The sequence below is a fragment of the Streptomyces caatingaensis genome, assembly GCF_001187435.1.
GTDB classification, from domain to species: Bacteria; Actinomycetota; Actinomycetes; order Streptomycetales; family Streptomycetaceae; genus Streptomyces; species Streptomyces caatingaensis.
Genome location: NZ_LFXA01000009.1, coordinates 22,817 through 49,291 on the forward strand (window position 1 = coordinate 22,817; position 26,475 = coordinate 49,291).

Annotated in this window: 29 protein-coding genes and 1 riboswitch; of the genes, 7 read left to right on the top strand and 22 right to left on the bottom strand. The window is 73.1% G+C overall.

The annotated features are described in order from the left end of the window. Positions 1-127: 127 nt before the first annotated feature. The 4 genes from pstB to pstS all read right to left on the bottom strand — a co-directional run bounded on the left by pstB (position 128) and on the right by pstS (position 4,246). Positions 128-907 carry a phosphate ABC transporter ATP-binding protein PstB gene (gene pstB / locus AC230_RS13365; RefSeq protein WP_049716409.1) on the bottom strand — a complete coding sequence of 260 codons (780 nt, stop codon included), beginning with the start codon at positions 905-907 and terminating at the stop codon, positions 128-130. 69 nt (positions 908-976) lie between these two features. Next, positions 977-2,059, bottom strand: a complete 1,083-nt coding sequence (pstA, locus tag AC230_RS13370; protein ID WP_049716410.1) for a phosphate ABC transporter permease PstA — start codon at positions 2,057-2,059, stop codon at positions 977-979. Then, positions 2,056-3,021 carry a phosphate ABC transporter permease subunit PstC gene (gene pstC / locus AC230_RS13375; RefSeq protein ID WP_049716967.1) on the bottom strand — a complete coding sequence of 322 codons (966 nt, stop codon included), beginning with the start codon at positions 3,019-3,021 and terminating at the stop codon, positions 2,056-2,058. The genes pstA and pstC overlap by 4 nt, the downstream gene beginning before the upstream one ends. A gap of 97 nt (positions 3,022-3,118) precedes the next feature. Next, entirely contained in the window at positions 3,119-4,246 is a 1,128-nt protein-coding gene (pstS, locus tag AC230_RS13380; RefSeq protein ID WP_049716411.1) for a phosphate ABC transporter substrate-binding protein PstS, read from the bottom strand. A 331-nt stretch (positions 4,247-4,577) separates the two neighbouring features. Between pstS and AC230_RS13385 the strand changes: the two genes are divergently transcribed. Both AC230_RS13385 and AC230_RS13390 read left to right on the top strand, forming a co-directional pair. After that, positions 4,578-5,666, top strand: coding sequence for a C40 family peptidase (locus AC230_RS13385; RefSeq protein WP_078871219.1), 1,089 nt, complete (start codon positions 4,578-4,580; stop codon positions 5,664-5,666). A 312-nt stretch (positions 5,667-5,978) separates the two neighbouring features. Further along, positions 5,979-7,202 carry a PP2C family protein-serine/threonine phosphatase gene (locus AC230_RS13390; protein ID WP_049716412.1) on the top strand — a complete coding sequence of 408 codons (1,224 nt, stop codon included), beginning with the start codon at positions 5,979-5,981 and terminating at the stop codon, positions 7,200-7,202. Between the two features lie 45 nt (positions 7,203-7,247). Here the strand turns inward: AC230_RS13390 and AC230_RS13395 are convergent, their stop codons facing one another. From AC230_RS13395 to AC230_RS13405, 3 genes are all read right to left on the bottom strand, one after another. Beyond that, on the bottom strand, positions 7,248-7,586 hold the full coding sequence (locus AC230_RS13395; protein ID WP_049716413.1) for a DUF2516 family protein: 339 nt from the start codon (positions 7,584-7,586) through the stop codon (positions 7,248-7,250). A gap of 101 nt (positions 7,587-7,687) precedes the next feature. Continuing rightward, positions 7,688-8,275 carry a hypothetical protein gene (locus AC230_RS13400; protein WP_053161158.1) on the bottom strand — a complete coding sequence of 196 codons (588 nt, stop codon included), beginning with the start codon at positions 8,273-8,275 and terminating at the stop codon, positions 7,688-7,690. A gap of 40 nt (positions 8,276-8,315) precedes the next feature. Further along, positions 8,316-8,714 (bottom strand): helix-turn-helix domain-containing protein, encoded by a 399-nt coding sequence (locus AC230_RS13405; RefSeq protein ID WP_049716414.1) that lies wholly within the window; start codon positions 8,712-8,714, stop codon positions 8,316-8,318. 157 nt (positions 8,715-8,871) lie between these two features. Between AC230_RS13405 and AC230_RS13410 the strand changes: the two genes are divergently transcribed. Further along, on the top strand, positions 8,872-9,633 hold the full coding sequence (locus tag AC230_RS13410) for a MerR family transcriptional regulator (RefSeq protein WP_049716415.1): 762 nt from the start codon (positions 8,872-8,874) through the stop codon (positions 9,631-9,633). Positions 9,634-9,722: 89 nt separating this feature from the next. Here AC230_RS13410 and AC230_RS13415 read toward each other — a convergent pair whose 3' ends face one another. Then, positions 9,723-10,685, bottom strand: a complete 963-nt coding sequence (locus tag AC230_RS13415; RefSeq protein WP_049716416.1) for an ArsR family transcriptional regulator — start codon at positions 10,683-10,685, stop codon at positions 9,723-9,725. A gap of 85 nt (positions 10,686-10,770) precedes the next feature. On the opposite strand from AC230_RS13415, the gene AC230_RS13420 reads away from it, so the two are divergent. Further along, positions 10,771-12,042 carry an alpha/beta hydrolase gene (locus tag AC230_RS13420; protein WP_107082132.1) on the top strand — a complete coding sequence of 424 codons (1,272 nt, stop codon included), beginning with the start codon at positions 10,771-10,773 and terminating at the stop codon, positions 12,040-12,042. On the opposite strand, the gene AC230_RS13425 is transcribed toward AC230_RS13420, so the two are convergent. Next, complete coding sequence (locus tag AC230_RS13425) at positions 11,957-13,192, bottom strand: GNAT family N-acetyltransferase (protein ID WP_049716417.1); 1,236 nt, start codon at positions 13,190-13,192, stop codon at positions 11,957-11,959. The genes AC230_RS13420 and AC230_RS13425 overlap by 86 nt on opposite strands. A gap of 55 nt (positions 13,193-13,247) precedes the next feature. Continuing rightward, on the bottom strand, positions 13,248-13,844 hold the full coding sequence (locus AC230_RS13430; protein ID WP_078871220.1) for an RsiG family protein: 597 nt from the start codon (positions 13,842-13,844) through the stop codon (positions 13,248-13,250). Positions 13,845-13,989: 145 nt separating this feature from the next. Between AC230_RS13430 and dtd the strand changes: the two genes are divergently transcribed. After that, a complete protein-coding gene (dtd, locus tag AC230_RS13435) occupies positions 13,990-14,415 on the top strand; it encodes a D-aminoacyl-tRNA deacylase (protein ID WP_049716972.1) in 426 nt (141 codons plus the stop codon). A 76-nt stretch (positions 14,416-14,491) separates the two neighbouring features. Here the strand turns inward: dtd and ygfZ are convergent, their stop codons facing one another. The 6 genes from ygfZ to AC230_RS13465 all read right to left on the bottom strand — a co-directional run bounded on the left by ygfZ (position 14,492) and on the right by AC230_RS13465 (position 19,652). Further along, the gene (gene ygfZ / locus AC230_RS13440) at positions 14,492-15,472 is read right to left on the bottom strand and encodes a CAF17-like 4Fe-4S cluster assembly/insertion protein YgfZ (protein ID WP_049716418.1); all 981 of its coding nucleotides are present in this window, start codon (positions 15,470-15,472) and stop codon (positions 14,492-14,494) included. Between the two features lie 9 nt (positions 15,473-15,481). Then, positions 15,482-15,919, bottom strand: a complete 438-nt coding sequence (locus AC230_RS13445; RefSeq protein WP_049716419.1) for a Fur family transcriptional regulator — start codon at positions 15,917-15,919, stop codon at positions 15,482-15,484. A gap of 39 nt (positions 15,920-15,958) precedes the next feature. After that, positions 15,959-16,984, bottom strand: coding sequence for an ABC transporter substrate-binding protein (locus AC230_RS13450; protein WP_241833217.1), 1,026 nt, complete (start codon positions 16,982-16,984; stop codon positions 15,959-15,961). Then, entirely contained in the window at positions 16,981-17,751 is a 771-nt protein-coding gene (locus AC230_RS13455; protein WP_049716421.1) for an ABC transporter ATP-binding protein, read from the bottom strand. The genes AC230_RS13450 and AC230_RS13455 overlap by 4 nt, the downstream gene beginning before the upstream one ends. Further along, positions 17,751-18,809: a FecCD family ABC transporter permease gene (locus tag AC230_RS13460; protein WP_049716422.1), complete on the bottom strand. Its 1,059-nt coding sequence runs from the start codon at positions 18,807-18,809 to the stop codon at positions 17,751-17,753. The genes AC230_RS13455 and AC230_RS13460 overlap by 1 nt, the downstream gene beginning before the upstream one ends. Positions 18,810-18,943: 134 nt before the next feature. After that, positions 18,944-19,017, bottom strand: a riboswitch (cobalamin riboswitch). 29 nt (positions 19,018-19,046) lie between these two features. Beyond that, entirely contained in the window at positions 19,047-19,652 is a 606-nt protein-coding gene (locus AC230_RS13465) for a heme-binding beta-barrel domain-containing protein (protein WP_049716423.1), read from the bottom strand. 248 nt (positions 19,653-19,900) lie between these two features. On the opposite strand from AC230_RS13465, the gene AC230_RS13475 reads away from it, so the two are divergent. Continuing rightward, complete coding sequence (locus tag AC230_RS13475; protein WP_049716424.1) at positions 19,901-20,266, top strand: DsrE family protein; 366 nt, start codon at positions 19,901-19,903, stop codon at positions 20,264-20,266. Between the two features lie 11 nt (positions 20,267-20,277). Here AC230_RS13475 and AC230_RS13480 read toward each other — a convergent pair whose 3' ends face one another. The 6 genes from AC230_RS13480 to AC230_RS13505 form a co-directional block, all read right to left on the bottom strand. Continuing rightward, complete coding sequence (locus AC230_RS13480) at positions 20,278-20,532, bottom strand: DUF3099 domain-containing protein (protein ID WP_049716425.1); 255 nt, start codon at positions 20,530-20,532, stop codon at positions 20,278-20,280. 81 nt (positions 20,533-20,613) lie between these two features. Further along, complete coding sequence (locus tag AC230_RS13485) at positions 20,614-20,901, bottom strand: DUF1416 domain-containing protein (RefSeq protein WP_049716426.1); 288 nt, start codon at positions 20,899-20,901, stop codon at positions 20,614-20,616. Between the two features lie 44 nt (positions 20,902-20,945). Continuing rightward, a complete protein-coding gene (locus AC230_RS13490) occupies positions 20,946-21,788 on the bottom strand; it encodes a sulfurtransferase (RefSeq protein WP_049716427.1) in 843 nt (280 codons plus the stop codon). Between the two features lie 290 nt (positions 21,789-22,078). After that, on the bottom strand, positions 22,079-22,783 hold the full coding sequence (locus AC230_RS13495) for an LmeA family phospholipid-binding protein (RefSeq protein WP_049716428.1): 705 nt from the start codon (positions 22,781-22,783) through the stop codon (positions 22,079-22,081). 218 nt (positions 22,784-23,001) lie between these two features. Next, entirely contained in the window at positions 23,002-24,234 is a 1,233-nt protein-coding gene (locus AC230_RS13500; RefSeq protein ID WP_049716429.1) for a hypothetical protein, read from the bottom strand. Between the two features lie 11 nt (positions 24,235-24,245). Beyond that, the gene (locus AC230_RS13505; RefSeq protein ID WP_049716430.1) at positions 24,246-24,533 is read right to left on the bottom strand and encodes a MoaD/ThiS family protein; all 288 of its coding nucleotides are present in this window, start codon (positions 24,531-24,533) and stop codon (positions 24,246-24,248) included. A 162-nt stretch (positions 24,534-24,695) separates the two neighbouring features. Here AC230_RS13505 and AC230_RS13510 point away from each other — a divergent pair, with 162 nt between their 5' ends. Next, positions 24,696-26,429 carry an ABC transporter ATP-binding protein gene (locus AC230_RS13510; RefSeq protein WP_157868570.1) on the top strand — a complete coding sequence of 578 codons (1,734 nt, stop codon included), beginning with the start codon at positions 24,696-24,698 and terminating at the stop codon, positions 26,427-26,429. Positions 26,430-26,475 lie beyond the last annotated feature (46 nt).

Sequence of the window (26,475 nt, forward strand, 5' to 3'; positions counted from 1 at the left end):
CCGCGCCGCCTCCCCTCCCCCTCCGGGGGGATGGGGGGAGCCCCGGGGGAAACGGTGAAAGGGCGGGGTGTTGGGACGAGGCGAGTGGGCGGGCGCGTACCGCGTGGAGGGAGCGGCCGGGGCGGGGTCAGCCGAAGCGGCCCGAGATGTAGTCCTCCGTGGCCTGGACGGAGGGGTTGGAGAAGATCCGCTCGGTGTCGTCGATTTCGACGAGCTTGCCGGGCTGGCCGACGCCGGCCAGGTTGAAGAAGGCGGTGCGGTCGGAGACGCGGGCCGCCTGCTGCATGTTGTGCGTGACGATGACGATCGTGAAGCGCTCCTTGAGCTCGCCGATCAGGTCCTCGATGGCGAGGGTCGAGATCGGGTCGAGGGCGGAGCAGGGCTCGTCCATCAGGAGAACCTGCGGTTCGACGGCGATGGCGCGGGCTATGCACAGGCGCTGCTGCTGCCCGCCGGAGAGCCCGGCGCCCGGCTTGTGGAGGCGGTCCTTGACCTCCTTCCAGAGGTTGGCGCCCTGCAGGGACCGCTCGACGGTCGCGTCGAGGTCGGACTTGCGCAGCCGGCCGCCGTTCAGCCGGACCCCCGCCACGACGTTCTCGTAGATCGACATCGTCGGGAAGGGGTTCGGCCGCTGGAAGACCATGCCGACGGTCCGGCGGACGGAGACGGGGTCCACGCCGGGCCCGTAGAGGTTCTCGTCGTCGAGGAGGACCTTGCCCTCGACGCGCCCGCCGGGAGTGACCTCGTGCATCCGGTTCAGCGTGCGCAGGAAGGTGGACTTGCCGCAGCCGGACGGTCCGATGAAGGCGGTCACCGAGCGCGGCTCGACGGTCATGGAGATGTCGTCGATGGCCTTGTGGGCGCCGTAGTACGCGGAGAGGCCGCCGACGTCGATTCGCTTGGCCATGGGGTCACTTCACTTTCGGCGTTCAGCGGCTGGACCGCACTGAATGGTCGGACTTCGTTTCGCCGCCGCTCACCCTCGTCCTCCCTTGGGGGCCTTCCAGCGGGCGATGCCGCGGGCCACCAGGTTGAGGATCATGACGAAGGCGATCAGGACGAGGGCGGCCGCCCAGGCCCGGTCGTAGCTGGCGTCGTTGCCGGCCGCCCACTGCTCGTAGATGTAGTAGGGGAGGGAGGACTGGGCGCCGTCGAAGGGGTTGTTGTTGATCACCTGGGAGCCGAAGACCAGCAGGACGATCGGCGCGGTCTCGCCGGCGACGCGGGCGACGGCGAGCATGACGCCGGTGGCGATGCCGCCGATGGCGGTGGGCAGGACGACCTTGAGGATCGTCCGCCACTTGGGCACGCCCAGCGCGAGGGACGCCTCGCGCAGCTCGTTGGGGACGAGCTTGAGCATCTCCTCGGTGGAGCGGACCACGACCGGCATCATCAGGATCGCCAGGGCCATCGCACCGGCGAAGCCGGAGTAGCCGAAGTCCAGCATGATGATCCAGAAGCTGAGGACGAAGAGGCCGGCGACGATCGAGGGGACGCCGGTCATGACGTCCACGAAGAAGGTCACGGCCTTGGCGAGCCGGCCGCGCCCGTACTCCACCAGGTAGACGGCGGTGAGCAGGCCCACCGGCGCGGCGATGGCGGTGGCCAGGCCGACCTGCTCCAGGGTGCCGATGATCGCGTGGTAGACGCCGCCGCCCGGCTGGATCGTCAGCACGCCGGCCATGGAGTGGCTGAGGAAGCCCCCGTCGAGGACCTTCACGCCGCGCGCGATCGTCTCCTGGACCAGCGAGACGAGCGGGACGACCGCGACGAGGAAGCAGGTCCAGACGAGGCTGGTGGCGAGGCGGTCCTTGGCCTGCCGCAGGCCCTCGACGCGGGCGGTCAGCCCGTAGGTGAGGGCGACGAAGAGGGCGGCGGCGATCAGGCCCCACTGGAAGCGGCTGCTCAGCCCGGCCCCGAGGCCGATGCCGCAGGCGACGGCGGCGGAGAGGCCGGCGAGGGCGGCGGGCGCCCAGCGGGGCAGCCGCGGGCGGCGCAGGGTCGTGGACGGGGGGACCGCGCCGGCCGGCGCGCGCCGGCCCAGGGTCAGGTCGCTCATGCCGTGTACTCCTTGCGGCGCGCGATGATCATCCGGGCCGCGCCGTTGACCAGCAGGGTCAGGACGAACAGGACGAGGCCGGAGGCGATGAGCGCGTCCTTGCCGGTGTCGCCGGACTCCTTGAAGCTGCTCGCGATGTTCTGGGCGAAGGTGCCGCCGCCCGGGTCGAGCAGGCTCGTGGAGATCAGGAAGCTGGGGGAGAGGACCGTGGCGACGGCCATCGTCTCGCCGAGCGCGCGGCCGAGGCCCAGCATCGAGGCGCTGATGACGCCGGAGCGGCCGAAGGGCAGCACCGCCATGCGGACGACCTCCCAGCGGGTCGCGCCGAGGGCGAGCGCGGCCTCCTCGTGCATCTTCGGGACCTGCCGGAAGACCTCGCGGCTGACGCTGGTGACGATCGGCAGGATCATGATCGCCAGCAGGATGCCGATGGTGAACAGCGAGCGCGGGGCGCCGTTGTGGTAGGCCAGGATCCCGGTCCAGCCGAGGTACTCGTCCAGCCAGGCGTAGAGCCCGCCCAGGTGCGGGACGAGGAAGAGGGCGCCCCACAGGCCGTAGACGATCGAGGGCACGGCGGCCAGCAGGTCGATGACGTACGACAGCGGCGCGGCCAGCTTCCGCGGCGCGTAGTGCGAGATGAAGAGCGCGATGCCGAGGGCGACCGGCACGGCGAGCAGCATCGCGAGGAGCGAGCTGACGACGGTGCCGAAGGCGAGGACGGCGATGCCGAACACCGGCGGGTCGGTGTTGGCGTTCCACTCGAACGTCGTGAGGAAGTTGCCGTGGTCCTGCGCGAGGGCGTGGGCCGCGCGGACCGTGAGGAAGACCGCGATGGCGGCCATGATCACCAGGAGGAGGATGCCGGAGCCCCGGGAGAGCCCGAGGAAGATCCGGTCGCCGGGGCGGGCCGCGGCCTTGGCCCGGGGTCCGCCGGGGGATGCTGCTGAAGTCGGTATGTCCATCTCGTCCACGGGAGTCTCCGGTGTGCGGCGGTGCGCCGGACGGTACGGCCGGCCGGGCCCCGGAGGGGGAGCTCCGGGGCGGGGCCGGCCGTACGGGTCAGGAGAGGCTCGCGACGTTCTCGCGGACCTTCTTGGCGATCTCGGCGGGCAGCGGGGCGTAGCCGAGGCCCTTGAGGACGGACTGGCCCTCCTCGCTCGCGATGTAGGTGAGGAAGGACTTGGTGGCCGGCAGGGTCTCGGCCTTGTTGCCCTTGTCGCCGACGACCTCGTAGGTGACGAGGGTCAGCGGGTAGGCGCCCTCGGCCTTGGTGGTGTAGTTGAGCTTGAGGGAGAGGTCCTTGCCGGTGCCGGTGATCTTCGCCTCGGCGATGGCCCGGGAGGCGTTGTCGGAGCTGGCCTCGACCGGGGCGGAGGCGCCGGTGGCGAGCTTGACCGTCTTGATGCCGCTCGCGGTGGCGTAGGACAGCTCGAAGTAGGAGATGGCGCCCTGGACCTGCTTGACCTGGGAGGAGACGCCGGCCGAACCGTCCGCCGCCTGGCCGCCCTTGGGGGCCCAGGCCTTGGCGGGGGCGTAGGGCCAGGAGCTGCCCGCGGCGGCCTTGAGGTACTTGGTGAAGTTGTCCGTGGTGCCGGACTCGTCGGAGCGGTGGAACGCCTGGATCTTCAGGTCCGGGAGCTTGGCGTCCTTGTTGAGCTTGGCGATCGCCTCGTCGTTCCACTTCTCGATCTTGCCGTCGAAGATCTTGGCGAGGGTCTCCGCGTCCAGCACCAGGCTGTCCACGCCCGGGACGTTGTAGCCGATGGCGATGGGGCCGCCGACCATGGGGAGGTTGATGCCCTGGCCGCCCTTGACGACGTCCTTGGACTTGGCGACCTCCTCCGGCTTCAGCGGCGAGTCGGAGCCGGCGAAGGCGGTCTTGCCCTGGAGGAACTCCTGGATGCCGGCGCCGGAGCCGGTGGCCTTGTAGTTGATCTGGACGTCCTTGCAGGCCGCCATGTAGTTCTTGACCCACAGGTCCATGGCGTTCTTCTGCGCCGACGAACCGGAGGCCAGCAGCTGGCCCTTGCCGTCGCACTTGACGTCGGAGGCGGCCTTCGAGGAGCCGGAGCCGCCGGAGCCGCCGCTGTTGTCGTCGGAGCCGCACGCCGTGAGGACCAGGGCGCCGGAGACGGCGATGGCGCCGAAGGCGACGGCCCGGAGCCGGTTCTTGCGCTGAAGCTTCACTGTCGGGTGTTTCCTTCCGATGGCCGCCGCGGGGCGGCGTGCGAGGTCGGGCGCGGTGCCGGGTCGTTCATGACCGTGCGGCCCTGTTCCACGGCTGAAATTAAGCAGATCAGGTGAAGCCGTCGAAGGGGTGGGGTGAACGCACGGTGAACCTCGGCCGTCGGGGCGGCTTCACCGAACGGATCCCGCCAGAACGGGTTTCCGGCCAAGTGTGACGCAGCTCTCTGTTGGTTTTGTGACGCTCGTGACACGATCCCTTCCGCGCGTCGCGGCAGGTGGGGCCGCGGGGGGTCGAGTCGCGGAGGTGACCGTGGGACGGAACGGCGGGGCCATGCACGACAGGGGCGTGAAGAACGGTCACGAGGGCGTACGGAGAACACCGCACGCCCGGCGCGTGCTCGTCGCCACCGCTCTCGTCTGCGCCGCCGTGGCCGCCGTCCCCCCGGCCGCCTGGGCCGACCCGCAGCCGACGCGGCGGAGCCTGGAGGACGTCCACCGGGAGGTGGAGTCCCTCTACCGCAAGGCCGAGGCGGCCACCGACGCGTACAACGCCGCCGACGAACAGGCCAAGCTCCAGCAGAAGAACGTCTCCGACCTCACCGAGCGGGTGGCCGCCGCCGAGAAGCGCCGGCAGGAGCTGACCGACCGCATCGGCGAGCTCGCCCGCTCCCAGTACCGCACCGGCGGCCTCGCGCCGTCCGCCCGGCTCCTCCTCGCCCCCTCGCCCGACGACTTCCTCGCCTCCCTCGACCTGACCCGCCGCGGCCAGGACGCCACCCGCCGCCTGCTCACCGAGACGGAGACGGTCAAGGCGGAGCTCGACCGCTACGCGAAGGCGGCCGACGAGCGCTGGAAGCAGCTCAAGGCGGAGCGGAAGAAGAAGGAGGACGCCAAGAAGGAGATCGAGACCCGGCTGGACGCCGCGAGGAGGCTCGAGTCCCGGCTGGCGGACGAGGAGCGCGCGCGGCTGCGGAAGCTGGAGGAGGAGCAGGCCCGCCGGGCGCAGCGCCAGTGGCTCGCCTCCGACGCGGTCAAGGGCCTCCCGCTCAAGGACTCCGCCGGCTCGGTCACCGAGGCGGGCCGGCGCGCCGTAGAGTTCGCGACCGCCCAGATAGGCAAGGACTACGTGTGGGGCGCGGTCGGCCCCGACACCTACGACTGCTCCGGCCTGACCTCCCGGGCCTGGGCCACGGCCGGCCACCCGATACCGCGCACCTCGCAGGAGCAGTGGCGGCAGCTCCCCAAGGTCGAGGTCAAGGACATGCGGCCCGGGGACCTGATCATCTACTTCTCCGACGCCAGCCACGTGGCGATGTACATCGGCGACGGGACGATGGTGCACGCGCCCCGCCCCGGGCGGCAGGTGACGCTCGCCGGGGCCGGTTCGATGCCGATCCTCGGGGTGGTCCGGCCGGGCTGAGACGCGCGTCACGCCCGGGCTCCCGCACGGGCGGGCTCCGGTACGGGAGTTGAGGTGCGCGTCACGTAACCCCCGTCACTCCCACTCCCGATCACGCGTCGCACACCCACCCGCGGCGTGACGTATCTCATGACGCCTTCCGCCCTACGGGCCCCAAAAGCCCCCTTGGCAACGGCATATGACAGAGGCGGGTGGCTCCGTACCATTCCGTTCGCCCGCGCCCTCCCGCTACTGTCACGTCGGGTACCGCTCCCCCGGGAGCCACCCCGGGGGGCACCCCCCGGCAGCCGCCGGGGGAGGAAGGAAACCGACGTGACGCCCGTAACCGCACCCGGCCCCGCGGAGACCTCCGCCGGACCGCCCGACGGCGGGCTGACCCTGCTGGTCATCGAGGACGACCCGGCGGGGTCGCTCTCCGTGCCCGAACTCGCAGAGACGACCGTGGTGGCCGGCAGGCCGCTGCGCATCCGCACCGCGCGCAACCTCACCGAGGCCGAGCGGCTGCTCACCGACGACGTCCACTGCGTCCTGCTCGACCTCGACCTGCCGGCCGCCGACGGCGCGCCCGACGGCGGGCTGGAGGTCCTGCACCATGTGCTGCGCCTGGCCCCGAGCCGTGCCGTGCTCGCGCTGACCGGCGAGGACGACGCCGAGCGCGCCGCCGAGGCGGTACGCGTCGGCGCCCAGGACTACCTCCACCGCGACGAACTCGACGGACCCGTCCTCGCCCGCGCCGTCCGCTACGCCGTCGAGCGCAAGCGCGCCGACCTCGCCCAGCGGCAGCTCACCGAGAGCCGGCTGCGCGCCCAGGAGAACGCGCGGCTGGAGCGCGGGCTGCTGCCCAACCCCCTGCTGGACGGCTCCGAGCTGCGCTTCGCCGCCCGCTACCGGCCGGGCCGCAGCCGCGCGCTGCTCGGCGGCGACTTCTACGACACGGTGCGCACCGCCGACGGCACCGTCCGCGTGATGATCGGCGACGTCTGCGGCCACGGCCCCGACGAGGCGGCGCTCGGTGTCGAACTGCGCATAGCCTGGCGGGCGTTGACGTTCGCCGGGATGGGCGGTGAGGCGCTGCTCGGCACGCTCCAGGAGGTGCTGGAGCACGAGCGCGCCGACCACGAGACCTTCGCGACGCTGTGCGTGCTGGAGATCGCGCCGGACGGCCGCTCCGCCGGGCTCCACCTGGCCGGGCATCCGGCCCCGCTGCTGGCCCGCGGCGGCGAGCCGCCCTGTCTGCTGCCGCAGGACGGCGGCGGGCCGGCCCTCGGCCTGCTCGCCGGGGCGCGCTGGCCGCGCCAGGAGGTCGAACTGGGCGACTCCTGGAGCCTGTTGATGTACACCGACGGCCTGATCGAGGGCCGGGTGGGCGCGGGCGCGCGGCGGCTGGGCCAGGAGGGGATGGTCGAGATGATCACCCGTCGGATGAAGGAGGGGCTGGGCGGGGAGGAGCTCCTCGACGCCGCCGTCGCGGAGGTACGGGCCCTGAACGGCGAGGAGTTGACGGACGACCTGGCCGTCCTGCTCCTCGATCGCTGAGGGCGCCGCGGCGGCCGTCGCCAAAGGCGGCCGTCAACGACCGCCTCAACGGCCGCCGTTGTACGGGCCGTACGGGCCGTCCGAGCTGGAGCCGCGGCGGCGGGGGCCGCGGCCGGAGACGTGCTTGAGCGCCGGGCGCACGTCCACGAAGTAGACGATCGTGGCGACCAGGCCGAGGATCGGCAGGAAGCCCCAGACGCCGAGGAAGAGGTCCACGGCGACCGTGATGCCGAGGATGATCAGCCAGAAGCCCTTGTTCTGCTTGTCGGCGGCGCGGTAGGCCTCGTCCCGGTGGACGGCCGCGTTGACGAAGGCGGCCAGCGCGAAGACGAGGAGGCCGAGGGAGATCCAGCCCCAGATCACGTTGAAGCCCTGTACCAGCATGGCCCGCCACCTCTTGTCGTCTGCCCTTGCCGCCCACCGTACCCGGGGAACGATCCGGGCACCGGTGAGGTGCCCGGATCGTTGTCACCTCGGTGTCCGGACTACGAGGCGTCGTCCGCCTTCGCGGTCTCGCCCTTGCGGGCCGTGGTGCGGCGCGGGGCGGTCTTCCTGGCCGCGGGCTTCTCGGCCTCGCCGTTCTTCGTGTGCTCGGCGTCCTCGGCGTCCTTGGCGTCCTTGGCGTCCTCCGCGGCCGCCTGCTCCTTGGGCTCGGTGGCCACGGGGATCTCCGCGGTCTCCTTCGCCGGCTGCTCGCCGTTCCAGGTCTTCACGGCCTCGCGGCCGCGCTCGGCCAGCTTCTCGAAGGTCTCGCCGCCCTTCGCGGCGAGGCCGACGGCCTGGCCGACGCCCTGCAGGGCCAGGTCCTGCACGGTCTGGCCGATCTTCTTGAGGTCCCCGTCCAGGGTCTGGGCGAGCTCGCCGACCTTGGCGGTGACCCGCTCCTGGGCCTCCTTGGCGCTCCTGCTCACCCGGTCGCCCAGGGCCTTCGGGTCCGTGCGGCGCAGCTGCTCGAACCGCGCGGGGGCCTCGGCGACGACCTGTCCGAGCTTCTCGGCGGCGAGGTCGGCGGCCCCGGCCGCCGCGTAGGCGGTGTCGGTGGCCGCCTTGCGGATGTCCTGGGTGATGGCCATGCGATGGGTCTCCCGTCTCGCGGACCGGCTGTCCCGCGGGTCAGCCGGAGGGCTTGCTGCCGTTGTTGTCGTCCTTGGTGCCGCTGGTCCTCGACGACCCGTTCTCCCTGCGGAACGAGTCGTAGATCTCCAGCAGGATCTGCTTCTGCCGCTCGGTGATCGAGGGGTCGGAGAGGATCGCGCTGCGGACCTCCGCCTCCTCCCGGCTCCGCTCGTCGAGGATCCCGGCCTGCACGTACAGCGTCTCCGCGGAGATCCGCAGCGCCTTGGCGAGCTGCTGGAGGATCTCGGCGCTCGGCTTGCGCAGGCCGCGCTCGATCTGGCTGAGGTACGGGTTGGACACGCCTGCCGCGTCGGCGAGTTGACGCAGCGTCAGCTGCGCGTTGCGGCGCTGCTCGCGCAGGTACTCGCCGAGGTTGCCGACGTTGAGCGATCCCATGCCGCCGATGCTGCCGCACCTTGCTAACTTTTGCAAGCGACCGCTTGCTGTGGTTTATCCGGGGTTTATCGCTTGCGGTTTCCGCAACGTCAACTCCTACGGTCGTGAGCGGGCCGGAACGACCGGCCCGGCGACGGAAGAGAGAGGCTGTCCGGCTATGGCCTGGTCGATCGCGGACGTGGCCCGGATGTCCGGGGTGACGTCCCGGACGCTGCGGCACTACGACGAGATCGGCCTGCTGCCCCCGGCGTGGACCGGGAGCAACGGGCACCGCCACTACGAGCAGGCCGACCTGCTGCGCCTGCAGCAGATTCTGCTGATGCGGGAGCTGGGCGTGGGTCTGCGCGAGATCCGGGCGGTCCTGGACAGCGGGGCCGACCGGGTGGCCGTGCTCCGCGAGCACCACCGGCGGCTGCTGGCGGAGCGGGACCGGCTCGAAACGCTGGCCCGCACGGTCGGGCGCACCATCGCCGAACTGGAGGAAGGCAGGGACGACCGGGACATGATGAAGATCAACAACCCCGAGAACCTCTTCGAGGGCTTCGAGTGGTCGGACCGCTCGGACGAGGTCCGGGAGCGGTGGCCGGAGCACTGGGAGCAGTCGCGGCGGGCCGTCGAGTCGATGACGGCCGAGGACACGGAGCGGTGGCAGCGGGAGGTGACCGCGCAGATGGTCCGCTTCGCGGAGTTCATGGTGGAGGGGCGGCCGGCGGACGATCCGGTGGTGCAGGAGGAAGTGGACGCGCACTATCGGGGCGTGTGCCGCTTCTGGACGCCGGACGCGGCCGCGTACAAGGGGCTCGGCCGGCACTACGTCGACGACCCCGAGTTCCGGGCCAACTACGACCGGATCGCGGAAGGGCTCGCCGAGTATCAGTGCGCGGCGATGGCGGTGTATGCCGAGGCGCGGCTGGGCTGAGCCGACTCCGCGCGGGGGCGCCGGCGCTGACCCCGCCCGGGCTCGCCCCCCGGGGGGGGCTCTGTCCCCCGGGGCGAGCCCGGGAGGGGTCAGGTGCGGTGGGACACGAGGAGGGTGCCCAGGGGGGTGCGGTGGTGGGTGACGGAGCGGCCGGTGCGGGCCGTGGTGATCAGGCCCGCTGCGCGGAGGGCGGCCGCGTGGGCGGAGGCCGTCGCGTTGCTGACGCCGAGCCGCCGGGCGAGCCCGCTCGTGGAGTGCTCGTCGGACAGGAGGAGCAGCGCGTCGAGGCGCGTCCGGCCGAGGAGCGCCGCGAGCCCGTCCGGCGTCCCGGACGGGCTCGGCGGCAGGCCCGGCCCCGCCGGATAGGTCAGGGCGGGCGGCGCCCCGTCCGGCGGGCGGCAGAGCAGCGGACGGCCCGTCCAGTGGAAGGTGGGCAGGAGGATCAGGCCCCTGCCGTCCAGGGAGACCTCCTCGTCCGGGGCGGGGCCCGGCAGCTCCAGCGTGGAGGCCGTGAGGCGCGCGGCCGGGAGCAGCGACGTCAGGGCCGGGGCCACGCCCCCCTCCGCCACTGCCACCGCGTACCGCGCGAACTCCGCCGCGTGCAGGTCCCGCACCACGTCCCACACCGGCCCCAGCACCGTCTCGAACGCGGCCCGTTGCGCCCGCCCGAGGACGTCCCACGCCTCGGCGTCGCCCCGGCGCAGCCCCCGCACCCACGGCGGAGGCGCTCCCGGGGACGCCGCGTAGACCCGTTCCAGCTCCGCGCCGACGAGCCGCCGGGGCGCGGCACGGACGGCGTCCAGCGCCTCCCCGAGCCCGTCCTCGTATACGTCGAGGAAGCGCGGCGCCGCCCCGGCGGGGACGAGGTCCGCGAGGGGTGCGGCCGCGGCGGGGAGGGAGCGCAGGAGGCGGCGGCGCCAGCGGTCGAGGAGGAGGCCGTCGTGGCGGGCGAGCAGCGTCGACAGCGTGGCGTGGAGCTCCTGGAGCGGCGCCGGCCGGGGCGCGAAGCGGACCCGGGCGAAGTCGGCGGCCGTGAAGTGGATACGGATCACGTCGCCATCCTTTCGGGCGGGGCCTGAACCTTCGCCCGTGAGGGCCCGTCCGCGCAAGCATGCGAGCGGACGAAGGGAGTTCGCGATGGCGTACGGGGTGAGCAGACGGGCGGTGGTCGTCGCCGCGGGGGCGGGGCTGCTGCTCCCGCGGGGCGGGAGCCGGTTCGTACCGCGGCTGCCGGAGCCGGCCGGGCCGCACCCGGTCGGGTCCGTCCCGCTGTACCTGGTCGACCGGGCGCGGCACGACCCGTGGGAGGCGGGGATCGCCGTGCGCGAGGTGATGGCGACGGCGTTCTACCCGGCGCGGACGGTCCGGGGGTTCCCGGCCGGGCGGCAGATGGAGCGGGCCGCGGTGGAGCTGTTCGGGCGGATCGACGTGCCGCTGCACCGGCTGCCGGCGGCCGGCGTCGACTGGGCGGCGACCGCGTCCCCCGCGCACCCCGGGGCGCCCGCGGCGGGCGGACGGCGGCGTCCCGTCCTGCTGTTCAGCCCCGGCGGCGCCGAACCGCGCGCCATGGGCACCTCGCTCGCCGCCGAACTGGCGTCCTGGGGGTACGTCGTGGTGGCCCTCGACCATCCGGGCGACGCCAGCGAGGTCGCCTTCCCGGTGGCCCGGGAGGGCCGTGACATGGTCCGGCCGACCCGGCTCACCCCGGGCGTCGGTACGGCCACCTTCCACACCATGATCGCGGCCCGTGTCGCCGATCTCCGCTTCGTCCTCGACGAGTTGGCGGCCTTCGCCACCGGGCGGCGCACGGCCGACGCGGCCGGCCGTCCCCTGCCCGACGGCCTCGCCAGGGCCCTCGACCCGTACCGCGTCGGCCTGTACGGGCATTCCGCCGGCGGAACGGCCGTCACGGAGGCGCTGCGCGGCGACCACCGGGTGCGGGCCGTCGTGAACCTGGAGGGGTATCTGGACGACCCCGACGGGGAGTTGTTCCCGGTGGCGCGGGAGGGCGCCGACCGCCCGCTGCTGCTCGCGGGAACGGACGGCTTCGACGACGCGCGCTTCGAACGGTCGTGGGGCGCGGTCACGGCCCGCTCGCGGCCGTGGCTCGTGACCCGGCGGCGGATGACGCGCGCCACGCACTGGGTGTTCAGCGACTACGCGTCGCTCGCCCCGCAGTTGGAGCGCGCCGGACTGATGGCCCCGGAGGCCAGGAGGGCCCTCGTGGGGGCCGTCGGCCCGGAGGAGTCGGTGCCGCTGCTGCGGCACTGGGTGCGGTCGTTCTTCACGGCGCGGCTGCCCCCGCCCCGGGCGGACGGTACGGTCAGAACGTGTCCGGGCACCACGGCCGGCGCGACGTCCGCAGCAGCGCGTCCGCCCGGGCCGCCGCCCCGGGGCGTTCCTCGGTGACGAGCCCGAGCGCGGCGAGGCGGACGGCGGACTCGTCGCCGAGCAGGAGGCGCCCCAACTCGCCCGCACCGAGCGCGAGATCGGCGGTACGGGTGGTCGGCGTGCAGCTCGCGCCGCCCTCCCCGGCGTCCAGGAGCCAGCGGCCGGCCGCGTACCCGTCCGGGTCGGCGACCTCGACGACGAGCGAGCCGGGGACCGCGTACGTCCGCGCCTCCAGCAGCGCCGGGACGTCCAGCGGGCGCAGCCACACGAAGTCGGCCTGGACGGTGATGCGCGCCGCCCGCGGATCGGGCAGCAGCAGCGGCAGGACGTCGTCCGGGGCGCGCAGCCCCGTGTCGGCGGTCATGACCCAGTCGGCCGTCAACAGGAAGTGCCACAGGGCCCGTTCGGCCTGGGGCGTGGCCGCGACGAGGTCGCGCACGCGCGCCGTGTTCTGCGGGCGCTTCGCGGTCCACACGTCGTCGGCGGTGTAGGTGAGGAGCCCGTCGACGCGGCCGTCCGCCGAGCGGTACAGGACGTGGAACGGCTCCGTCCAGTCGGAGCGGCGCAGGTCGCCGGTGGCCAGGCGCCACCACCGCTCGTCGCGGTCGACCACGCCGTGCCGCGCGGTGCGCACCCGCTCGTGCAGGGCGGGGGCCAGCTCGCGCACCGTCGCACCGTCCGCGAAGTCGACCCGGCCGCCGCACGGGGGCGCGCCGTACCGGCGGTCGAGGCCGGTGCGCGCGGTGTCCACCTCCCAGGAGGCCGCCGAGACGGCCGGGCCGAAGCCGAACCGGCCGTAGATCGGGTACTCGGCCGAGGTCAGCGTCGCGGCGGCGTCCCCGCGCTCCCTGGCCGCGCGCAGCTCGCGCGCCATCATCCCGCTGAGCAGGCCGCGGCGGCGGTGCGTCGCCGACACCGTCACGTTGGTGACCGCGCTCACCGGGGCCGCCGCGCCGCCGGGCAGCGTGATCCGCTGCGCGAAGCTGCGGAAGGTGCCCACGCAGCGGCCGTCGTCGAAGGCGCCCTGTGTCCGGGAGAAGTCGATGCCGCCGCGGCGGAGCTCGACGTCCTCCTTGGAGGCCGTGGCGGAGAGGAGGAAGCCGGTCAGCATGCCGCGCATCCACTCCGCGAGCTCGGTCTCGTCGACGGTCCTTGTGACGGTGCCCATGGGCGCACGCTAGGAGAGGGGACGAGCCGGGCGCACCTGCTTTTCGCCGCCGCCGTCAGGAGAGCAGGTCGTCGACCTGGGCCTCGCCCTCCCGGTAGCGGCGGGCGATCTCGGCCCCGCAGTCGTCCGCGGTGCGCTGGAGCTGCCGGCGGCGGGCGGAGACGTGCCGCTCGTAGGCGGCCAGGCGGCGCCGGGCGGCGCGCAGTTCGGAGTCCGTGCGGGCGGCCAGGTCGGACAGGGCGACCTCGGCGAGCATGTCCTCGGCCAGCCGCCGGTACTCCTCCGCGTGCGGCGTGCCCACCGTCACGTGCCGGGCGGAGGAGCGGTGCGCGGACGGGCCGTCGGCGAGGATCTCCGGCAGCCGGTCCACCAGCGGCTGTTCCGCGCCTTCGGCGGCCGTGCCGGCCCGCTGCGCCAGCTCGGCCCGGAGGATGTCGATCCGGCCCTGGAGCAGCCGGCGCACATAGCTGAGGTCGGCCTCCTCCTGCCGGGCCTCCCGGCGCACCGCCCGCACCTCCGCGAGACGGAGCTCGCCGAGGCTGCGTACGGGTACGTCCGCGAGCCGGCCCGAGCGCTGGCTCGGCGGCCTCGCGTTCAGACTGTCCACGGCGTCCCTGAGCGTCTTGAGGTGGTCCTCGGTCGGTGTGGTCATGCGGCTCCGTCCCCTCGCGCGCCGGGTGCGAACGCGTCGCTCCGCACGTCGCGTCGCTTGCACGCATCGTGCCACTGCCCCCGGCCCGGCCGCAGGACGTCTCCACCCGAACGGCCCCGAAGGGACGGCGGGCATGATGGACCGCATGCGTGCAGTGGTGCAGAGGGTGAACGGGGCTTCGGTCGTGGTCGACGGCCGGACGGTCGGCGAGATCGTGGGGGAGGGGCTGTGCGTGCTGGTCGGGGTGACGCACGACGACACCCCGGAGGAGGCGGCGCGGCTCGCCCGCAAGCTCTGGTCCCTGCGGATCCTCGCCGACGAGAAGTCGTGTTCGGACGTGGGGGCTCCGCTCCTCGTCATCTCCCAGTTCACGCTTTACGGTGACGCGCGCAAGGGACGGCGGCCCACGTGGAACGCGGCGGCGCCCAGCCCTGTCGCCGAGCCGCTCGTCGACGAGGTCGTGGCGGGGCTGCGGGCGCTGGGGGCGCGGGTGGAGACGGGGGTCTTCGGCGCCGACATGAAGGTGTCGCTGACGAACGACGGCCCGTTCACGGTGCTGCTGGAGGTGTGAGGGGGCATCGGGCGCCGGACGGGCCGATGTGCGGCCCGTCCCGCGCCCGAGGACACCCCAGCGCGGAGCGCGGCGGCTACGGCTCGACCACGACCTCCTGCGACGCCGCCGTGGACTCGCCCACGAGGAGCGGCGCGTCCACGGGAACGTTGCGCTTGACGAGCGCGAGCGCGATCGGACCCAGCTCGTGGTGGCGCGCGGACGTCGTCAGGAAGCCGATCTGCCGCCCCTCGGGCCCGTCCGAGGCGAGACGGACCGGCGTGCCGTGCGCCGGCAGCCGCACCTCGCTCCCGTCGAGGTGGAGGAAGACCAGCCGCCGCGGCGGCTTGCCCAGGTTCTGGACGCGGGCGACCGTCTCCTGCCCCCGGTAGCAGCCCTTGTGCAGATGGACCGCGGTGCCGATCAGCCCCACCTCGTGGGGGATCGTCCGGTGGTCGGTCTCCAGCCCCAGCCGCGGCCGCCGCGCCTCGACCCGCAGCGCCTCGTGGGCGAGCACACCGATCGCGGGGCCGTGCCCGTCCGCGAAGGACGCGAGCCGCTCGCGCGGCAGGAAGAGGTCCCGCCCGTACGAGGTCTCGCGGACGACGACGTCCTCGGGGGAGGGCGCGATGGAGCCGGCCGGCAGGTGGACGACCGCGAACTCGTCCGTCCGGTCGGCCACCTCCACCCGGTAGAAGAACTTCATGCTCTCCAGATAGGCGGTCAGCGCCTCCTGCGTGCCCGGCTCGACGTGCGCCCAGATCGTCTCCCCGTCGTCGACGAGGTACAGCGCGTGCTCGATGTGGCCGTTGCCGGTGAGGATCAGCGCGTCCGTCGCCTGCCCGGGCGGCAGCTCCGTGACGTGCTGGGTGATCAGCAGGTGGAGCCAGCTCAGCCGCTCGGGCCCGGAGACGGTGACCACCCCGCGGTGGGAGAGGTCGACGAAGCCCGAACCGTCGGCGAGGGCGCGCTGTTCGCGGAACAGGTCGCCGTAGTGCGCGGCGACGCCTTCGTCCGGGCCCTCGGCGGGGACGGCGCCGGGCAGCGACAACAGAGGGCTCTTCGATTGACGCAGCATGCGCCCAGCCTACGACCCGGCGGAACCGTCCCCCGGCGCGCAGGAGGAGCACCGGCCGAAGATCGCGAAGTGCTTCATGTCCGTGTCGAAGCCGAACTGCTCGCGCAGCCGCGCGGTGAAGGCGTCGGCCACGGACAGGTCCGCCTCGATCACCCCGGTGCAGTCCCGGCAGACCAGGTGTATGTGGTCGTGCCGGTCGGCGAGGTGGTAGGTGGGGGCGCCGTGCCCGAGGTGGGCGTGGCTGACCAGGCCCAGCTCCTCCAGCAGCTCCAGCGTGCGGTAGACGGTGGAGATGTTGACGCCGCCCGCGGTCTTCCTGACCTCGGTGAGGATGTCGTCCGGCGTCGCGTGCTCCAGCCGGTCCACCGCCTCCAGCACGAGCTGGCGCTGCGGGGTCAGCCGGTAGCCGCGCCTGCGGAGATCGCTCTGCCAGTCGGTGTCCACCACACGACCAGTCTAGGCGGGGCGGGGGCTTCCGGGCTCCGGTCAGGAGGCGCGGACTCCCTTCAGATAGCGCGCCAGGGCCGCGATGGCGTCCGGGTTGCGCGGGCTCTCGACGAGGTCGACGTAGTCCAGCACGAAGATCCGCTTGTTCTTGATCGCGGGGACGTCCTTCAGCGGCGGGTAGGAGAGCAGGAAGTCCTTCTTCCGCTCGCCGTTCACGTCCCCGTAGTTGTTGATCACGATGACGTCGGGGCGGCGCTCGACGACCGTCTCCCAGCTGACCGTCGTCCAGGTGTCCTTGAGGTCGGCCATCACGTGGTCGCCGCCGGCCTTGGTGATGATGTCGTGCGGGCCGGCGAAGGCGCCGGAGGTGAAGGGCTTGTCGCGGCCGTCGTCGTAGAGGAAGACGCGCGGCCGCTTGCCGTCCCGGGGGATGCCCGCCTGCGCGTCCGCGACCTTCTTCTTGAAAGCGGCGACGAGCTCCGCCGCCCGGTCCTCCACGTCGAAGATCTTCCCGAGCGTGGTGAGGTCGGTGTACAGCGCCTCCAGCGGCGGCATCACGCCCCGCTCGTTGCCGGCGCCGCTGCGGCAGGACTCGGTGAGGACGTACGAGCCGATGCCCAGCTTCTTCAGCGACGCGGGGGTGAAGTCGGTGCCCTCGCCGAAGCCGTAGTTCCAGCCGGCGAAGACGAGGTCCGCCTTCGCGTCGAGCACCAGCTCCTTGTTGATCTGCTTCTTGGACAGCCACTTGACCTTGTCGTAGCCGTCCTTCCACGGGACGTCGGCCGTGCGGCTCGTCCGGTAGTCCGGCGCCACGTAGCCGGCCATGTGCTTCTCCAGCCCCAGCGCGAACATGATCTCGGCGATGCCGACGTCGTTGGTGACCACGCGCTGCGGGGCCTTGTCGTACGTCGTCCTCACCCCGCAGTTGGAGACGGTGACGGGGTAGTGGCCGGACGCCTCGGACTCGTCCTTCGCCTCCCCGACCTTGGCGCCGCAGCCGGCCAGGGCGGCGACGACGATCAGTGCTACGGCGGTACGGGCGGTGCGCATCGTGGTGGTCCTCATCGGGGGAGACGGTCGAAGAGCAGCTGGGGCGTGCCGGTTTCGGGGTGGGGCACGCGGTGCGCGCGGACGCCGAAGACGTCGGCCAGCAGCCCGGGGGTGAGCACCTCGCCGGGCGGGCCGGACGCGACGAGGCGGCCGCCGGCGACGACGTGCAGGACGTCGCAGTGGGTGGCGGCCAGGTTGAGGTCGTGCAGCGCGGCCAGCACGGTGAGCCCGGACTCCCGCACGAGCCCGAGGACGTCGAGCTGCTGGCCGATGTCCAGGTGGTTGGTCGGCTCGTCCAGGACCAGCACCCGCGGCTGCTGGGCCAGGGCGCGGGCGATGAGCACCCGCTGCTTCTCGCCGCCGGAGAGGGTGAGGAAGCCGCGGTCGGCGAGGTGCGCGGCGCCGACCCGTTCGAGGGCGGACGCGCAGACCTCCCGGTCCTCGCGGGTCGTCCGCGCGGCCGCCCGCTGGTGCGGCAGCCGGCCCATGGCGACGATCTCGGCGACGGTGAAGTCGAATTCGCTCCCCGACTCCTGCGGCAGGGCGGCCAGCCGGCGCGCCCCCTCGCGGGCGTCGAGGGCGTGCAGGTCGTCGCCGTCCAGCAGCACCCGCCCGTGTGTGGGCCGCAGCGCGCGGTAGACGCAGCGCAGCAGGGTGGACTTGCCGCTGCCGTTGGGTCCGACGACCCCGGCGAACTCCCCGTCGCCCACGCGCAGTTCGAGGTCGCGGACGAGCCGGGCGCCGGCGACCTCGACGGACAGGGCCTCGACGTCGACGCGCATCAGGCACCCCCGAAGACGTAGCCGCGGCGCCGCATCAGCACCACGAAGCAGGGCACCCCGATCACCGACGTGATCACCCCGACGGGCAGTTCGACGGGCGCCAGCAGCAGCCGGGAGATGACGTCCACCCACACCAGCAGCACCGCGCCCATCAGCGGCGCGACGGCCAGCACCCGGCGGTGGTCGGCGCCGACCAGCATCCGGGCGGCGTGCGGGACCATCAGGCCGACGAACCCGATCGCGCCGCTGACCGCCACCACGGCCCCGGTGACGGCCGCCACGACGACGAACAGCACCCGGCGCCGCCGCTCGGGGTCCACGCCCAGCGCGGAGGACGTCTCGTCGCCCATGGCCAGGACGTTCAGCCCGCGGGCGGAGCGGAAGAGGTAGCCGAGGCCGGCCGCGACGGCCGCGGCGGCCAGCGGCACGGACTGCCAGCTCGCCCCGCCGAGGCTGCCGAGCAGCCACATCATCGCGGAGCGGGCGGCCTCGCCGCGGTCGGCGCCGAAGACCATCAGCGCGGTGATCGCGGAGAAGCCGTAGTACATGGCCGTGCCGGTGAGCACCAGCCGCAGCGGCGTCAGCCCGTGCCGGGTGCGGGCCGCCGCGTACACGAGGACCATCGCGGCGAGCGCCGAGGCGAAGGCGGCGCCGGACAGCGCCCAGACGCCGAGCGAGCCGAGCGCGCCGAAGAGGAGCACCGCGTTGGCGCCGACGGCGGCGCCGGAGGAGATGCCGAGGACGAACGGGTCGGCGAGCGCGTTGCGCACCAGCGCCTGGGTCGCGACGCCGACGGCCGACAGGCCCGCGCCGACGACGGCGGCCAGCAGGGCCCGCGGGAAGCGCAGTTCCCACACGATGGTGTAGGCGGAGGTCTCGTCCGCGGATATCTCGCCGCCGGTCAGCCCCGCGCGCAGATAGCGCAGGACGTCGCCCCAGCCGATGCCCGAGGAGCCGAGGGCCACGCAGCAGAGCAGGGAGACCAGCAGGGCGAGGCCCAGCCCGGTCACCAGGGGTGGCAGCGGCAGCCGCCGGGAGGGGGCCGTCGTGGGTTGCACGGGGGTGGTGCCTTCCGCCTCGGGCCGTGGGCCTGGGCGGTACGGCGTACGTACCGAGGAGCGCCCCGCGCCGTGAGCCCGCGGGGGCCTCCCCTCGCAGTCCACGGCGAGTTGTCAGGAGCTGACGCCGCCGCGGGTGATCGGGCTCGCGAAGCGGACGCTTCGCTTACCGTTGCGGGTCAGCGCCGGACTCTCACCGGACTTCCCCCGCGGGGCGCTGGTCGGGCGGCCGTCGGGTTACGGCTGCTCGGGGTGGTACGGGGTGCCGTCCGGGCGGAAGAAGGAGACGCCGTCGGGCAGGTCGTCCGGCAGGTTGCGGGCCCACTCCTCCAGGGCCGCGACGTCGGCGGTCTTCTTCAGCTGCGCCGACATGTAGGGGCGGAGCGGCACCTCGGGGGTGGCCTTCTCGCCGACCCACATCAGGTCGCCCTTGACGTAGCCGTAGAGGCGCTTGCCGCCGGAGTACGGGCCGGACGCGGCGGTCCGCGCGACCGCGTCCGTCACGATGTCGATCTGCGGCTTCTTGTCCGCCAGCTCGCCGTACCAGACCTCGACGACGCCCGCGTCGCGGATCATGACGACCTCGACCTTGCGGTCCGCGTCGATGCGCCAGTAGCCGCTCTCGGTCTCCAGGGGCCGCACCTTGTTGCCCTCGGCGTCCAGCACCCAGCTGCGCGACGTGTACTCCAGGAAGTCCCGGCCGTCGTGGGTGAAGGTGACCTCCTGGCCGAAGTTGCACTTCTCGGAGCCGGGGAAGTCGGCGACGCCGGCACCCTCCCACTTGCCGAGGAGGAAGACGAGGGGGACCAGGTCCCGGTGCAGGTCGGACGGAATCTCGATCATGGGCTCAGACGATCTGTAGGGGGGTGAACAAGGAGGGTCAGCGCTGGCCCTGGTACAGCTTCTTCCAGGTCAGCCCGGCGAACGCGAGAACGCCGACGGCGACCAGAACCAGCAGGGTGGTGAAGAAAGCCTCAAGCACGAGCGCGCTCCTCGGTCGGAGTGAGGGTGTTACGGACCGGGTCGAGTCTAGTCGGAGGGCTGTCCCCCGGCTCTGTGAGGTCCGTCCCCGCCCGCTCTACAGTGGCCCCATGCGGAAGAAGCTCGTGATCAAGGTGACGGCGGGCGCGGACGCGCCCGAGCGGTGCTCGCAGGCGTTCACGGTGGCGGCCGTGGCCGTGGCCAGCGGGGTCGAGGTCTCGCTCTGGCTGACCGGGGAATCGTCCTGGTTCGCGCTGCCGGGGCGGGCGGAGGAGTTCGAGCTGCCGCACGCGGCCCCGCTGCCCGAGCTGATCGACGGCATCCGGGCCGGCGGCGGCATGATCACGGTCTGCACCCAGTGCGCGGCCCGGCGGGGCATCGAGGAGAAGGACCTGATCGAGGGCGCGCGCATCGCGGGCGCCCAGGTGTTCGTCGGCGAGGTCATGGCCGACGACGTGCAGGCGCTGGTGTACTGACGCGGCCGGGCCTACCGGTGGTCGCGGTCGTCCAGCTCGTTCCACCAGCGGTCCGACTCGGGGTCCCCGGTCTCGTCCCACCAGCGGTCGTCCGGGCCCCGGCGGTTGGCCACGACGGCGGCCACCGGCGGGATGACCATGGCGACCAGGCACATCCCGATGGCCGCGGGGACCGACCAGAGCCGTACGACGGCCCAGGCCAGGACGAACAGGCCGATGCAGGTGCCCATCATGGCGAAGTACACGTGCCGTCGCCGTGTGTACATGCTTCAACGGTACGGCGACGGGGGCGGTGCTGCGAGGGCCGCGCCACCCCCCGGAGGGGGCGAGCGCGGCCCTCTTGCGGTTCAGACCGTGATCGCGACCTCGGCCAGGCCGCCCTTCCGCGCCACGACCGTGCGGTCGGCCGTCGCGCCCGGGACGAGCGCGCGGACGGTCCAGGTGCCCTCGGCCGCGTAGAAGCGGAACTGCCCGGTCGCCGAGGTGGGGACCTCGGCGGTGAACTCGCCCGTGCTGTCCAGCAGGCGGACGTAGCCGGAGACGGGCACCCCGTCGCGGGTCACGGAACCCTGGATGGTCGTCTCACCGCTCCGGGCGGTCGAGGCGTCGGGTCCGCCGGCCTGTGCTCCACACATGGTGATCCTTACGTCGTGGTCGTTCGCGGTGCGCTGCCGCGCGGTCAGTTGGAGCCGAGCTCGATCGGCACGCCGACGAGGGAGCCGTACTCGGTCCACGAGCCGTCGTAGTTGCGGACGTTGGACTGGCCGAGCAGCTCGTGCAGGACGAACCAGGTGTGCGCGGAGCGCTCGCCGATGCGGCAGTAGGCGATGGTGTCCTTGGAGAAGTCCAGCCCGGCGTCGGCGTAGAGGGCGCGCAGCTCCTCGTCCGACTTGAACGAGCCGTCGTCGTTGGCGGTCCTCGACCAGGTGACGTTGCGGGCCGTGGGGATGTGGCCGGGGCGCTGCGACTGCTCCTGCGGCAGGTGCGCGGGGGCGAGCAGCTTGCCGCTGAACTCGTCGGGGGAGCGGACGTCGATCAGGTTGAGCTGCCCGATGGCGGCGAGCACGTCGTCGCGGAAGGCGCGGATCGAGGTGTCCTGCGGCTTGGCCCTGTACTGGGTGCGCGGGCGCTGCGGCACCTCGGTGACCAGGTCGCGGGAGTCGAGCTCCCACTTCTTGCGGCCGCCGTCCAGCAGGCGGACGTCCTCGTGGCCGTAGAGCTTGAAGTACCAGTAGGCGTAGGCGGCGAACCAGTTGTTGTTGCCGCCGTAGAGGACGACGGTGTCGTCGTTGGCGATGCCCTTCTCGGACAGCAGCTTCTCGAAGCCGGCCCGGTCGACAAAGTCGCGGCGGACCGGGTCCTGGAGGTCGGTCTTCCAGTCGATCCGGATCGCCGACTTGATGTGGTTCTTGTCGTAGGCGGAGGTGTCCTCGTCGACCTCGACGATGACGGTCTTCGGGTCTCCCGCGTCGATGCGGGCCTGGATCCAGTCGGCGTCCACGAGGACGTCACTGCGGCTCATGTCGTTTCTCCTCCGGGGCAGTTGCGGAACGCGGCGGTGGTGCGGGGAGGGGCCGTGAGCGGCCGGAAGGGCGAGGAGCGGGGGAAGCGGGTGGTGAACTCCGCGTCAGGAAAGGCGACACAGCGTGGCGTCCATGCGGCCGAGGTCGACTGCCCGCCGCTTGGTGAGATCCGCCTGTCGCCTCATGGTGCCGATCGTAGGGACGGTGGGGGAGGTGTGTCACCGGTCGGCCGGATCGTGAGATGAAGTGTCCCGATATATGGGATAGTTGGCACCTCCCCCGGAGCCTCTCAGCCCGCCAGGCGGACGTCCGTCCCACCCAGTTCGATGTCGATGCCGTTCGGCGTCGGGGTGACCTTCGTCAGCCGCACACCGCGCGGCAGCCCGGTGATCTTCCGGTCGAAGTCGGTCTTCTTGCGGATCAGGGGCTCCAGGCCCGGCAGGTCGTCCGGCACCTTCTCGGCGCGCACCCGCACCGTCGTGCCGTCCACGAGGCTCACGGCGGACAGGACGCTGCGCTCGACCCGGCCCATCGGGAGCGGCAGGCTGCCGGTGACCTTGACCAGGCCGGCGCCCCGGGCGTCCTTCCCGCCGTAGCCGGTGGTGATGCCCAGTCCGGCGCGCTTGCTCAGGTCCGCGTAGGAGATGTGGGCCGTGCCCGTGACCCGGTCGGCGACGGCCGAGGTGAAGCCCGAGTCGATCCGCACGCCGTGCAGGGTCGTGTCGAAGTCGGTGACCTGGACCGTGCTGTCGCCCGTGCCGGCGGTGACGCCGCCGTCCAGCGAGACCTCGACCTCGTCGAGCTTCGAGTCGGCGATCTGGGTCAGGAAGGGGAATCCCTTGATGGAGACGTCCGGTGTGCCGGACATGCTCTGCGTGTCGCGTATCTTCTCCGCGACCTTCTTCTCGGCGTACCAGACCGCCGCGCGGTCGGCGGCCGCGAACAGGCCCGCCAGGACCACGGCGACGATCAACAGGGTGCGTATGGCGCGCATCGGATGGCGATCCCCCAGGTTCGGTCGGCCCAGTGCCTTCCGGCGAGCCTAACCGGGCGCCCGGGGAAACCCGGCCGGGCCGGGCACGCCGCTCCCGGGCGGCGGCCGGGAGCGGCGTGCCCGGCGGCCGCCCCGGGGAGGGCGTTCCCCGGGCGGGCCGTCCCGCCCGCCGGACCGCCCGGCGGGCGCGGGGCGTCAGAACAGCGGGCGCGGGGGCGTCAGAACAGCAGCCGGCCCACGACGTACACCGCGGGCGACGCCAGCGCCAGCGGCAGGGCCACGCCCGCCGTCATGTGGACGAAGCGCGACGGGTAGTCGTAGCTCGCCACCCGCAGGCCGGCCAGGGCGCAGGCGCCGGCCGCCAGCCCCAGCAGGGCGGCGGACGGGCCGGTGTGGGCGAGCTGCCCGCCCAGGACGCCCGCGCCCGCGGCCGCGGCCAGCGCGACGGCCGGCGCGGCCAGGGCGGGCAGCGGCAGGGCGCGGGCCAGCACCGTCGCGGTGACGGCGAGGGCGCCGACGAGCACCGCGTCCCGGTCCGCGGCCAGGTGACCGGCGGCCAGCACGGTCAGCGCCGACGAGGCGGCGGCCGTCGTCAGGCCGTACAGCCGCTCGTCCGCCCCGGCGCGGCTGCGCAGGTGCAGGACGACGACCAGCAGCAGCCAGACCCCCAGCGTGCCGATCACCACCGTCGGCGCGTGCGCCTCGTCCGTGGCGAGCAGGCCGGCGTCGGCGGCCAGGCCGCCGAGGAACGCCAGCGCGATGCCCTGCCGGGCCGGCCACATGCCGTTGAGCCGGAACCAGCCCGCCGCCGTCACCGCCTGGAGCAGCACCACGGGGACGGCCAGGGCGTACGGGCCCGCCTGCGCGGCGGCCGCGGCCAGGACCGCGAGGACGGCGGTCAGCAGCGCGGGCCGGAAGCCGGGGGAGAGGATCTGCGGGCGGCCCTCGGCCTTGGCCTTCTCTGCGGCGGTCAGGGGGCGCCCGGGGGCGTCGGGCGCGGGCTCCGGCGCGGTCGCGACGGCTGCCGCCGGCGCGGGGACGGGCGCGTGCGCGTGCGCGGGCTCCGGCTCGTACGCGGGCGGGGCGGCGGCCTGCTGGTGCTGCGGCTGGTGCTGCGGCCAGGCCGCCTGGTGCTGCTGGTGCTGCTGCTGCGCGGGGCCGCCGTAGGACGGCTCGGTCACGGGCAGCTGCTGCTGCCACGCCCGCGCGTCCCAGCTCTGCGTCTCCCACGTCTGCGTCGGCTCGTCCGCCGGCGCGTAGCCCTGCTGCCCGCCGGCGGTGGGCCACTGCTGGTGGGGCTGGGACTGCGGCTGGTGCTGGGGCTGGTGTTGTTGCCGGGGCTGCTGCTGGGGCGGGTAGCCGTAGTCGTAGTACGGCTCCTGCGGCGGCTGCTGCCGCTGCCGGCCGTAGGGGTCGTACGGATCGTACGGATCGGGGTACTGGTCGCTCATGTGCCGGTTTCTCACCCTCCTGCGAAGGGCGGGAGCACTTCCACCGTGCCGCCCTCGGCCAGCCGGACCGTGGAGTGCTCGCGGGTGCCGACCGGGTCGCCGTCCACGAGGAAGGAGCAGCGCGCGAGCACCCGCGCGAACTCCGGGCGCCCCGCGTGCCGCTCCCGGGCCGCCGCCAGCGCCTCGGCCAGCGTGCCCGCCGCGTAGGGCTCCTCGCCGGCGCCGGCGGCGGCCTTCGCCGCGGCCCAGTACCGGATCGTGCCCGTCGGCGCCGGTCGCGCCGGGTCTGCGGTCACCACGGCCCACCCCGCTTCCACGTTCTCATCGGTTCTCATTGGTCTCTCTCGTGCGCCTCCATGATGACGGGTGGCGGACCGGCCCCGGCGCAGCGCCGGGAAACCCGGCGAGAACCGGGGAAAAACCAGGGGATCCCATGAATGGAGTTCGCTTAGGCTGCTGGTGTGTTGGTACGTCTTCTCCGGGCTCGTCTGAAGCCCTACTCCCGGCCGATCGCGCTGGTGGTGCTTCTGCAGCTCGTGCAGACGCTGGCCACGCTGTATCTCCCCACCCTCAACGCCGACATCATCGACGGCGGTGTCGTCAAGGGCGACACCGGCTACATCCTGACCACCGGCGGCGTGATGATCGCCGTCACCCTGGCCCAGATCGTCTGCGCCGTCGGCGCGGTCTACTTCGGCGCCCGCACGGCCATGGCCCTCGGCCGCGACCTGCGCGCCGAGATCTTCGACCGCGTGCAGTCCTTCTCCTCGCGCGAGATGGGCCAGTTCGGGGCGCCGTCCCTGATCACCCGGACCACCAACGACGTCCAGCAGGTCCAGATGCTGACCCTGATGTCGTTCACGCTGATGGTCACCGCGCCCATCATGTGCGTCGGCGGCATCGTGATGGCCCTCAACCAGGACGTGCCGCTGTCCGCCCTGCTGCTGGCGATCGTGCCGGTGCTCGGCGTGATCGTGATGCTGATCGTCCGGCGGATGCGGCCCGTCTTCCGCGGCGTCCAGAAGCGCATCGACACCGTCAACCGCGTGCTGCGCGAGCAGATCACCGGCATCCGCGTGATCCGCGCCTTCGTCCGCGACACCCATGAGCGCGAGCGGTTCGGCACCGCCAACACCGAGCTGATGGACGTCTCGCTGCGGGCCGGCCGGCTGATGTCGGTGATGTTCCCCGCCGTGATGCTCGTGGTGAACGTGTCGTCGGTGGCGGTCCTGTGGTTCGGCGGGCACCGCATCGACAGCGGCGGGATGGAGATCGGCGCGCTGACCGCCTACCTCGCCTATCTGATGCAGATCCTGATGTCGATCATGATGGCGACCTTCATGTTCATGATGGTGCCGCGGGCCGAGGTCTGCGCCGAGCGCATCAACGAGGTCCTCACCACCGACTCCAGCGTCGTCCCGCCCGCCGCGCCCGTCACCGGGCTGCGCCGGCGCGGCCACCTGGAGCTGCGCGGCGTCGAGTTCCGCTACCCGGGCGCCGAGGAGCCCGTCCTCAAGGACGTCACGCTCACCGCCCGCCCCGGCGAGGTCACCGCCGTCATCGGCTCCACCGGCAGCGGCAAGTCCACGCTGCTGGGCCTCGTCCCCCGGCTCTTCGACGCCACCGGGGGCGAGGTCCTGGTGGGCGGGGTGGACGTCCGCGAGCTCGACCCGGCCGCGGTCTCCCGCGCCGTCGGGCTCGTCCCGCAGAAGCCCTACCTCTTCTCCGGCACCATCGCCTCCAACCTCCGCTACGGGCGCCCCGACGCGACCGACGAGGAGCTGTGGCGCGCCCTGGAGACCGCGCAGGCGCGGGACTTCGTCGAGGCCATGGAGGGCGGGCTCGACGCCCCGGTCGCGCAGGGCGGTTCCAACGTCTCCGGCGGCCAGCGCCAGCGCCTGGCCATCGCCCGCGCCCTGGTCGGCCGGCCGGAGATCTACCTGTTCGACGACTCGTTCTCGGCGCTCGACTACGCCACCGACGCCCGGCTGCGCGCGGCCCTCGCTGAGGAGACCGGGGACGCCACCGTCGTCATCGTCGCCCAGCGCGTCGCCACGATCCGCGACGCCGACCGGATCGTGGTCCTGGACGAGGGGCACGTCGTCGGCACCGGAACGCACACCGAGCTGATGGCCTCGAACGAGACCTACCGGGAGATCGTGCTCTCCCAGCTCACGGAGGAGGAGGCCGCGTGAGTGCCGCCGAGAAACCCAAGGCGGCGTCCCGCCGCGGTCCCGCCCC

Bases quoted from the DNA above. Each gene is read 5' to 3' on its own strand.
- pstB (WP_049716409.1), bottom strand. From the start codon at position 907: ATGGCCAAGCGAATCGACGTCGGCGGCCTCTCCGCGTACTACGGCGCC.
- pstA (WP_049716410.1), bottom strand. From the start codon at position 2,059: ATGAGCGACCTGACCCTGGGCCGGCGCGCGCCGGCCGGCGCGGTCCCC.
- pstC (WP_049716967.1), bottom strand. From the start codon at position 3,021: ATGGACATACCGACTTCAGCAGCATCCCCCGGCGGACCCCGGGCCAAG.
- AC230_RS13385 (WP_078871219.1), top strand. From the start codon at position 4,578: ATGCACGACAGGGGCGTGAAGAACGGTCACGAGGGCGTACGGAGAACA.
- AC230_RS13395 (WP_049716413.1), bottom strand. From the start codon at position 7,586: ATGCTGGTACAGGGCTTCAACGTGATCTGGGGCTGGATCTCCCTCGGC.
- AC230_RS13400 (WP_053161158.1), bottom strand. From the start codon at position 8,275: ATGGCCATCACCCAGGACATCCGCAAGGCGGCCACCGACACCGCCTAC.
- AC230_RS13405 (WP_049716414.1), bottom strand. From the start codon at position 8,714: ATGGGATCGCTCAACGTCGGCAACCTCGGCGAGTACCTGCGCGAGCAG.
- AC230_RS13410 (WP_049716415.1), top strand. From the start codon at position 8,872: ATGGCCTGGTCGATCGCGGACGTGGCCCGGATGTCCGGGGTGACGTCC.
- AC230_RS13420 (WP_107082132.1), top strand. From the start codon at position 10,771: ATGGCGTACGGGGTGAGCAGACGGGCGGTGGTCGTCGCCGCGGGGGCG.
- AC230_RS13425 (WP_049716417.1), bottom strand. From the start codon at position 13,192: ATGGGCACCGTCACAAGGACCGTCGACGAGACCGAGCTCGCGGAGTGG.
- AC230_RS13430 (WP_078871220.1), bottom strand. From the start codon at position 13,844: ATGACCACACCGACCGAGGACCACCTCAAGACGCTCAGGGACGCCGTG.
- dtd (WP_049716972.1), top strand. From the start codon at position 13,990: ATGCGTGCAGTGGTGCAGAGGGTGAACGGGGCTTCGGTCGTGGTCGAC.
- ygfZ (WP_049716418.1), bottom strand. From the start codon at position 15,472: ATGCTGCGTCAATCGAAGAGCCCTCTGTTGTCGCTGCCCGGCGCCGTC.
- AC230_RS13450 (WP_241833217.1), bottom strand. From the start codon at position 16,984: ATGAGGACCACCACGATGCGCACCGCCCGTACCGCCGTAGCACTGATC.
- AC230_RS13455 (WP_049716421.1), bottom strand. From the start codon at position 17,751: ATGCGCGTCGACGTCGAGGCCCTGTCCGTCGAGGTCGCCGGCGCCCGG.
- AC230_RS13465 (WP_049716423.1), bottom strand. From the start codon at position 19,652: ATGATCGAGATTCCGTCCGACCTGCACCGGGACCTGGTCCCCCTCGTC.
- AC230_RS13475 (WP_049716424.1), top strand. From the start codon at position 19,901: ATGCGGAAGAAGCTCGTGATCAAGGTGACGGCGGGCGCGGACGCGCCC.
- AC230_RS13480 (WP_049716425.1), bottom strand. From the start codon at position 20,532: ATGTACACACGGCGACGGCACGTGTACTTCGCCATGATGGGCACCTGC.
- AC230_RS13485 (WP_049716426.1), bottom strand. From the start codon at position 20,901: ATGTGTGGAGCACAGGCCGGCGGACCCGACGCCTCGACCGCCCGGAGC.
- AC230_RS13490 (WP_049716427.1), bottom strand. From the start codon at position 21,788: ATGAGCCGCAGTGACGTCCTCGTGGACGCCGACTGGATCCAGGCCCGC.
- AC230_RS13495 (WP_049716428.1), bottom strand. From the start codon at position 22,783: ATGCGCGCCATACGCACCCTGTTGATCGTCGCCGTGGTCCTGGCGGGC.
- AC230_RS13500 (WP_049716429.1), bottom strand. From the start codon at position 24,234: ATGAGCGACCAGTACCCCGATCCGTACGATCCGTACGACCCCTACGGC.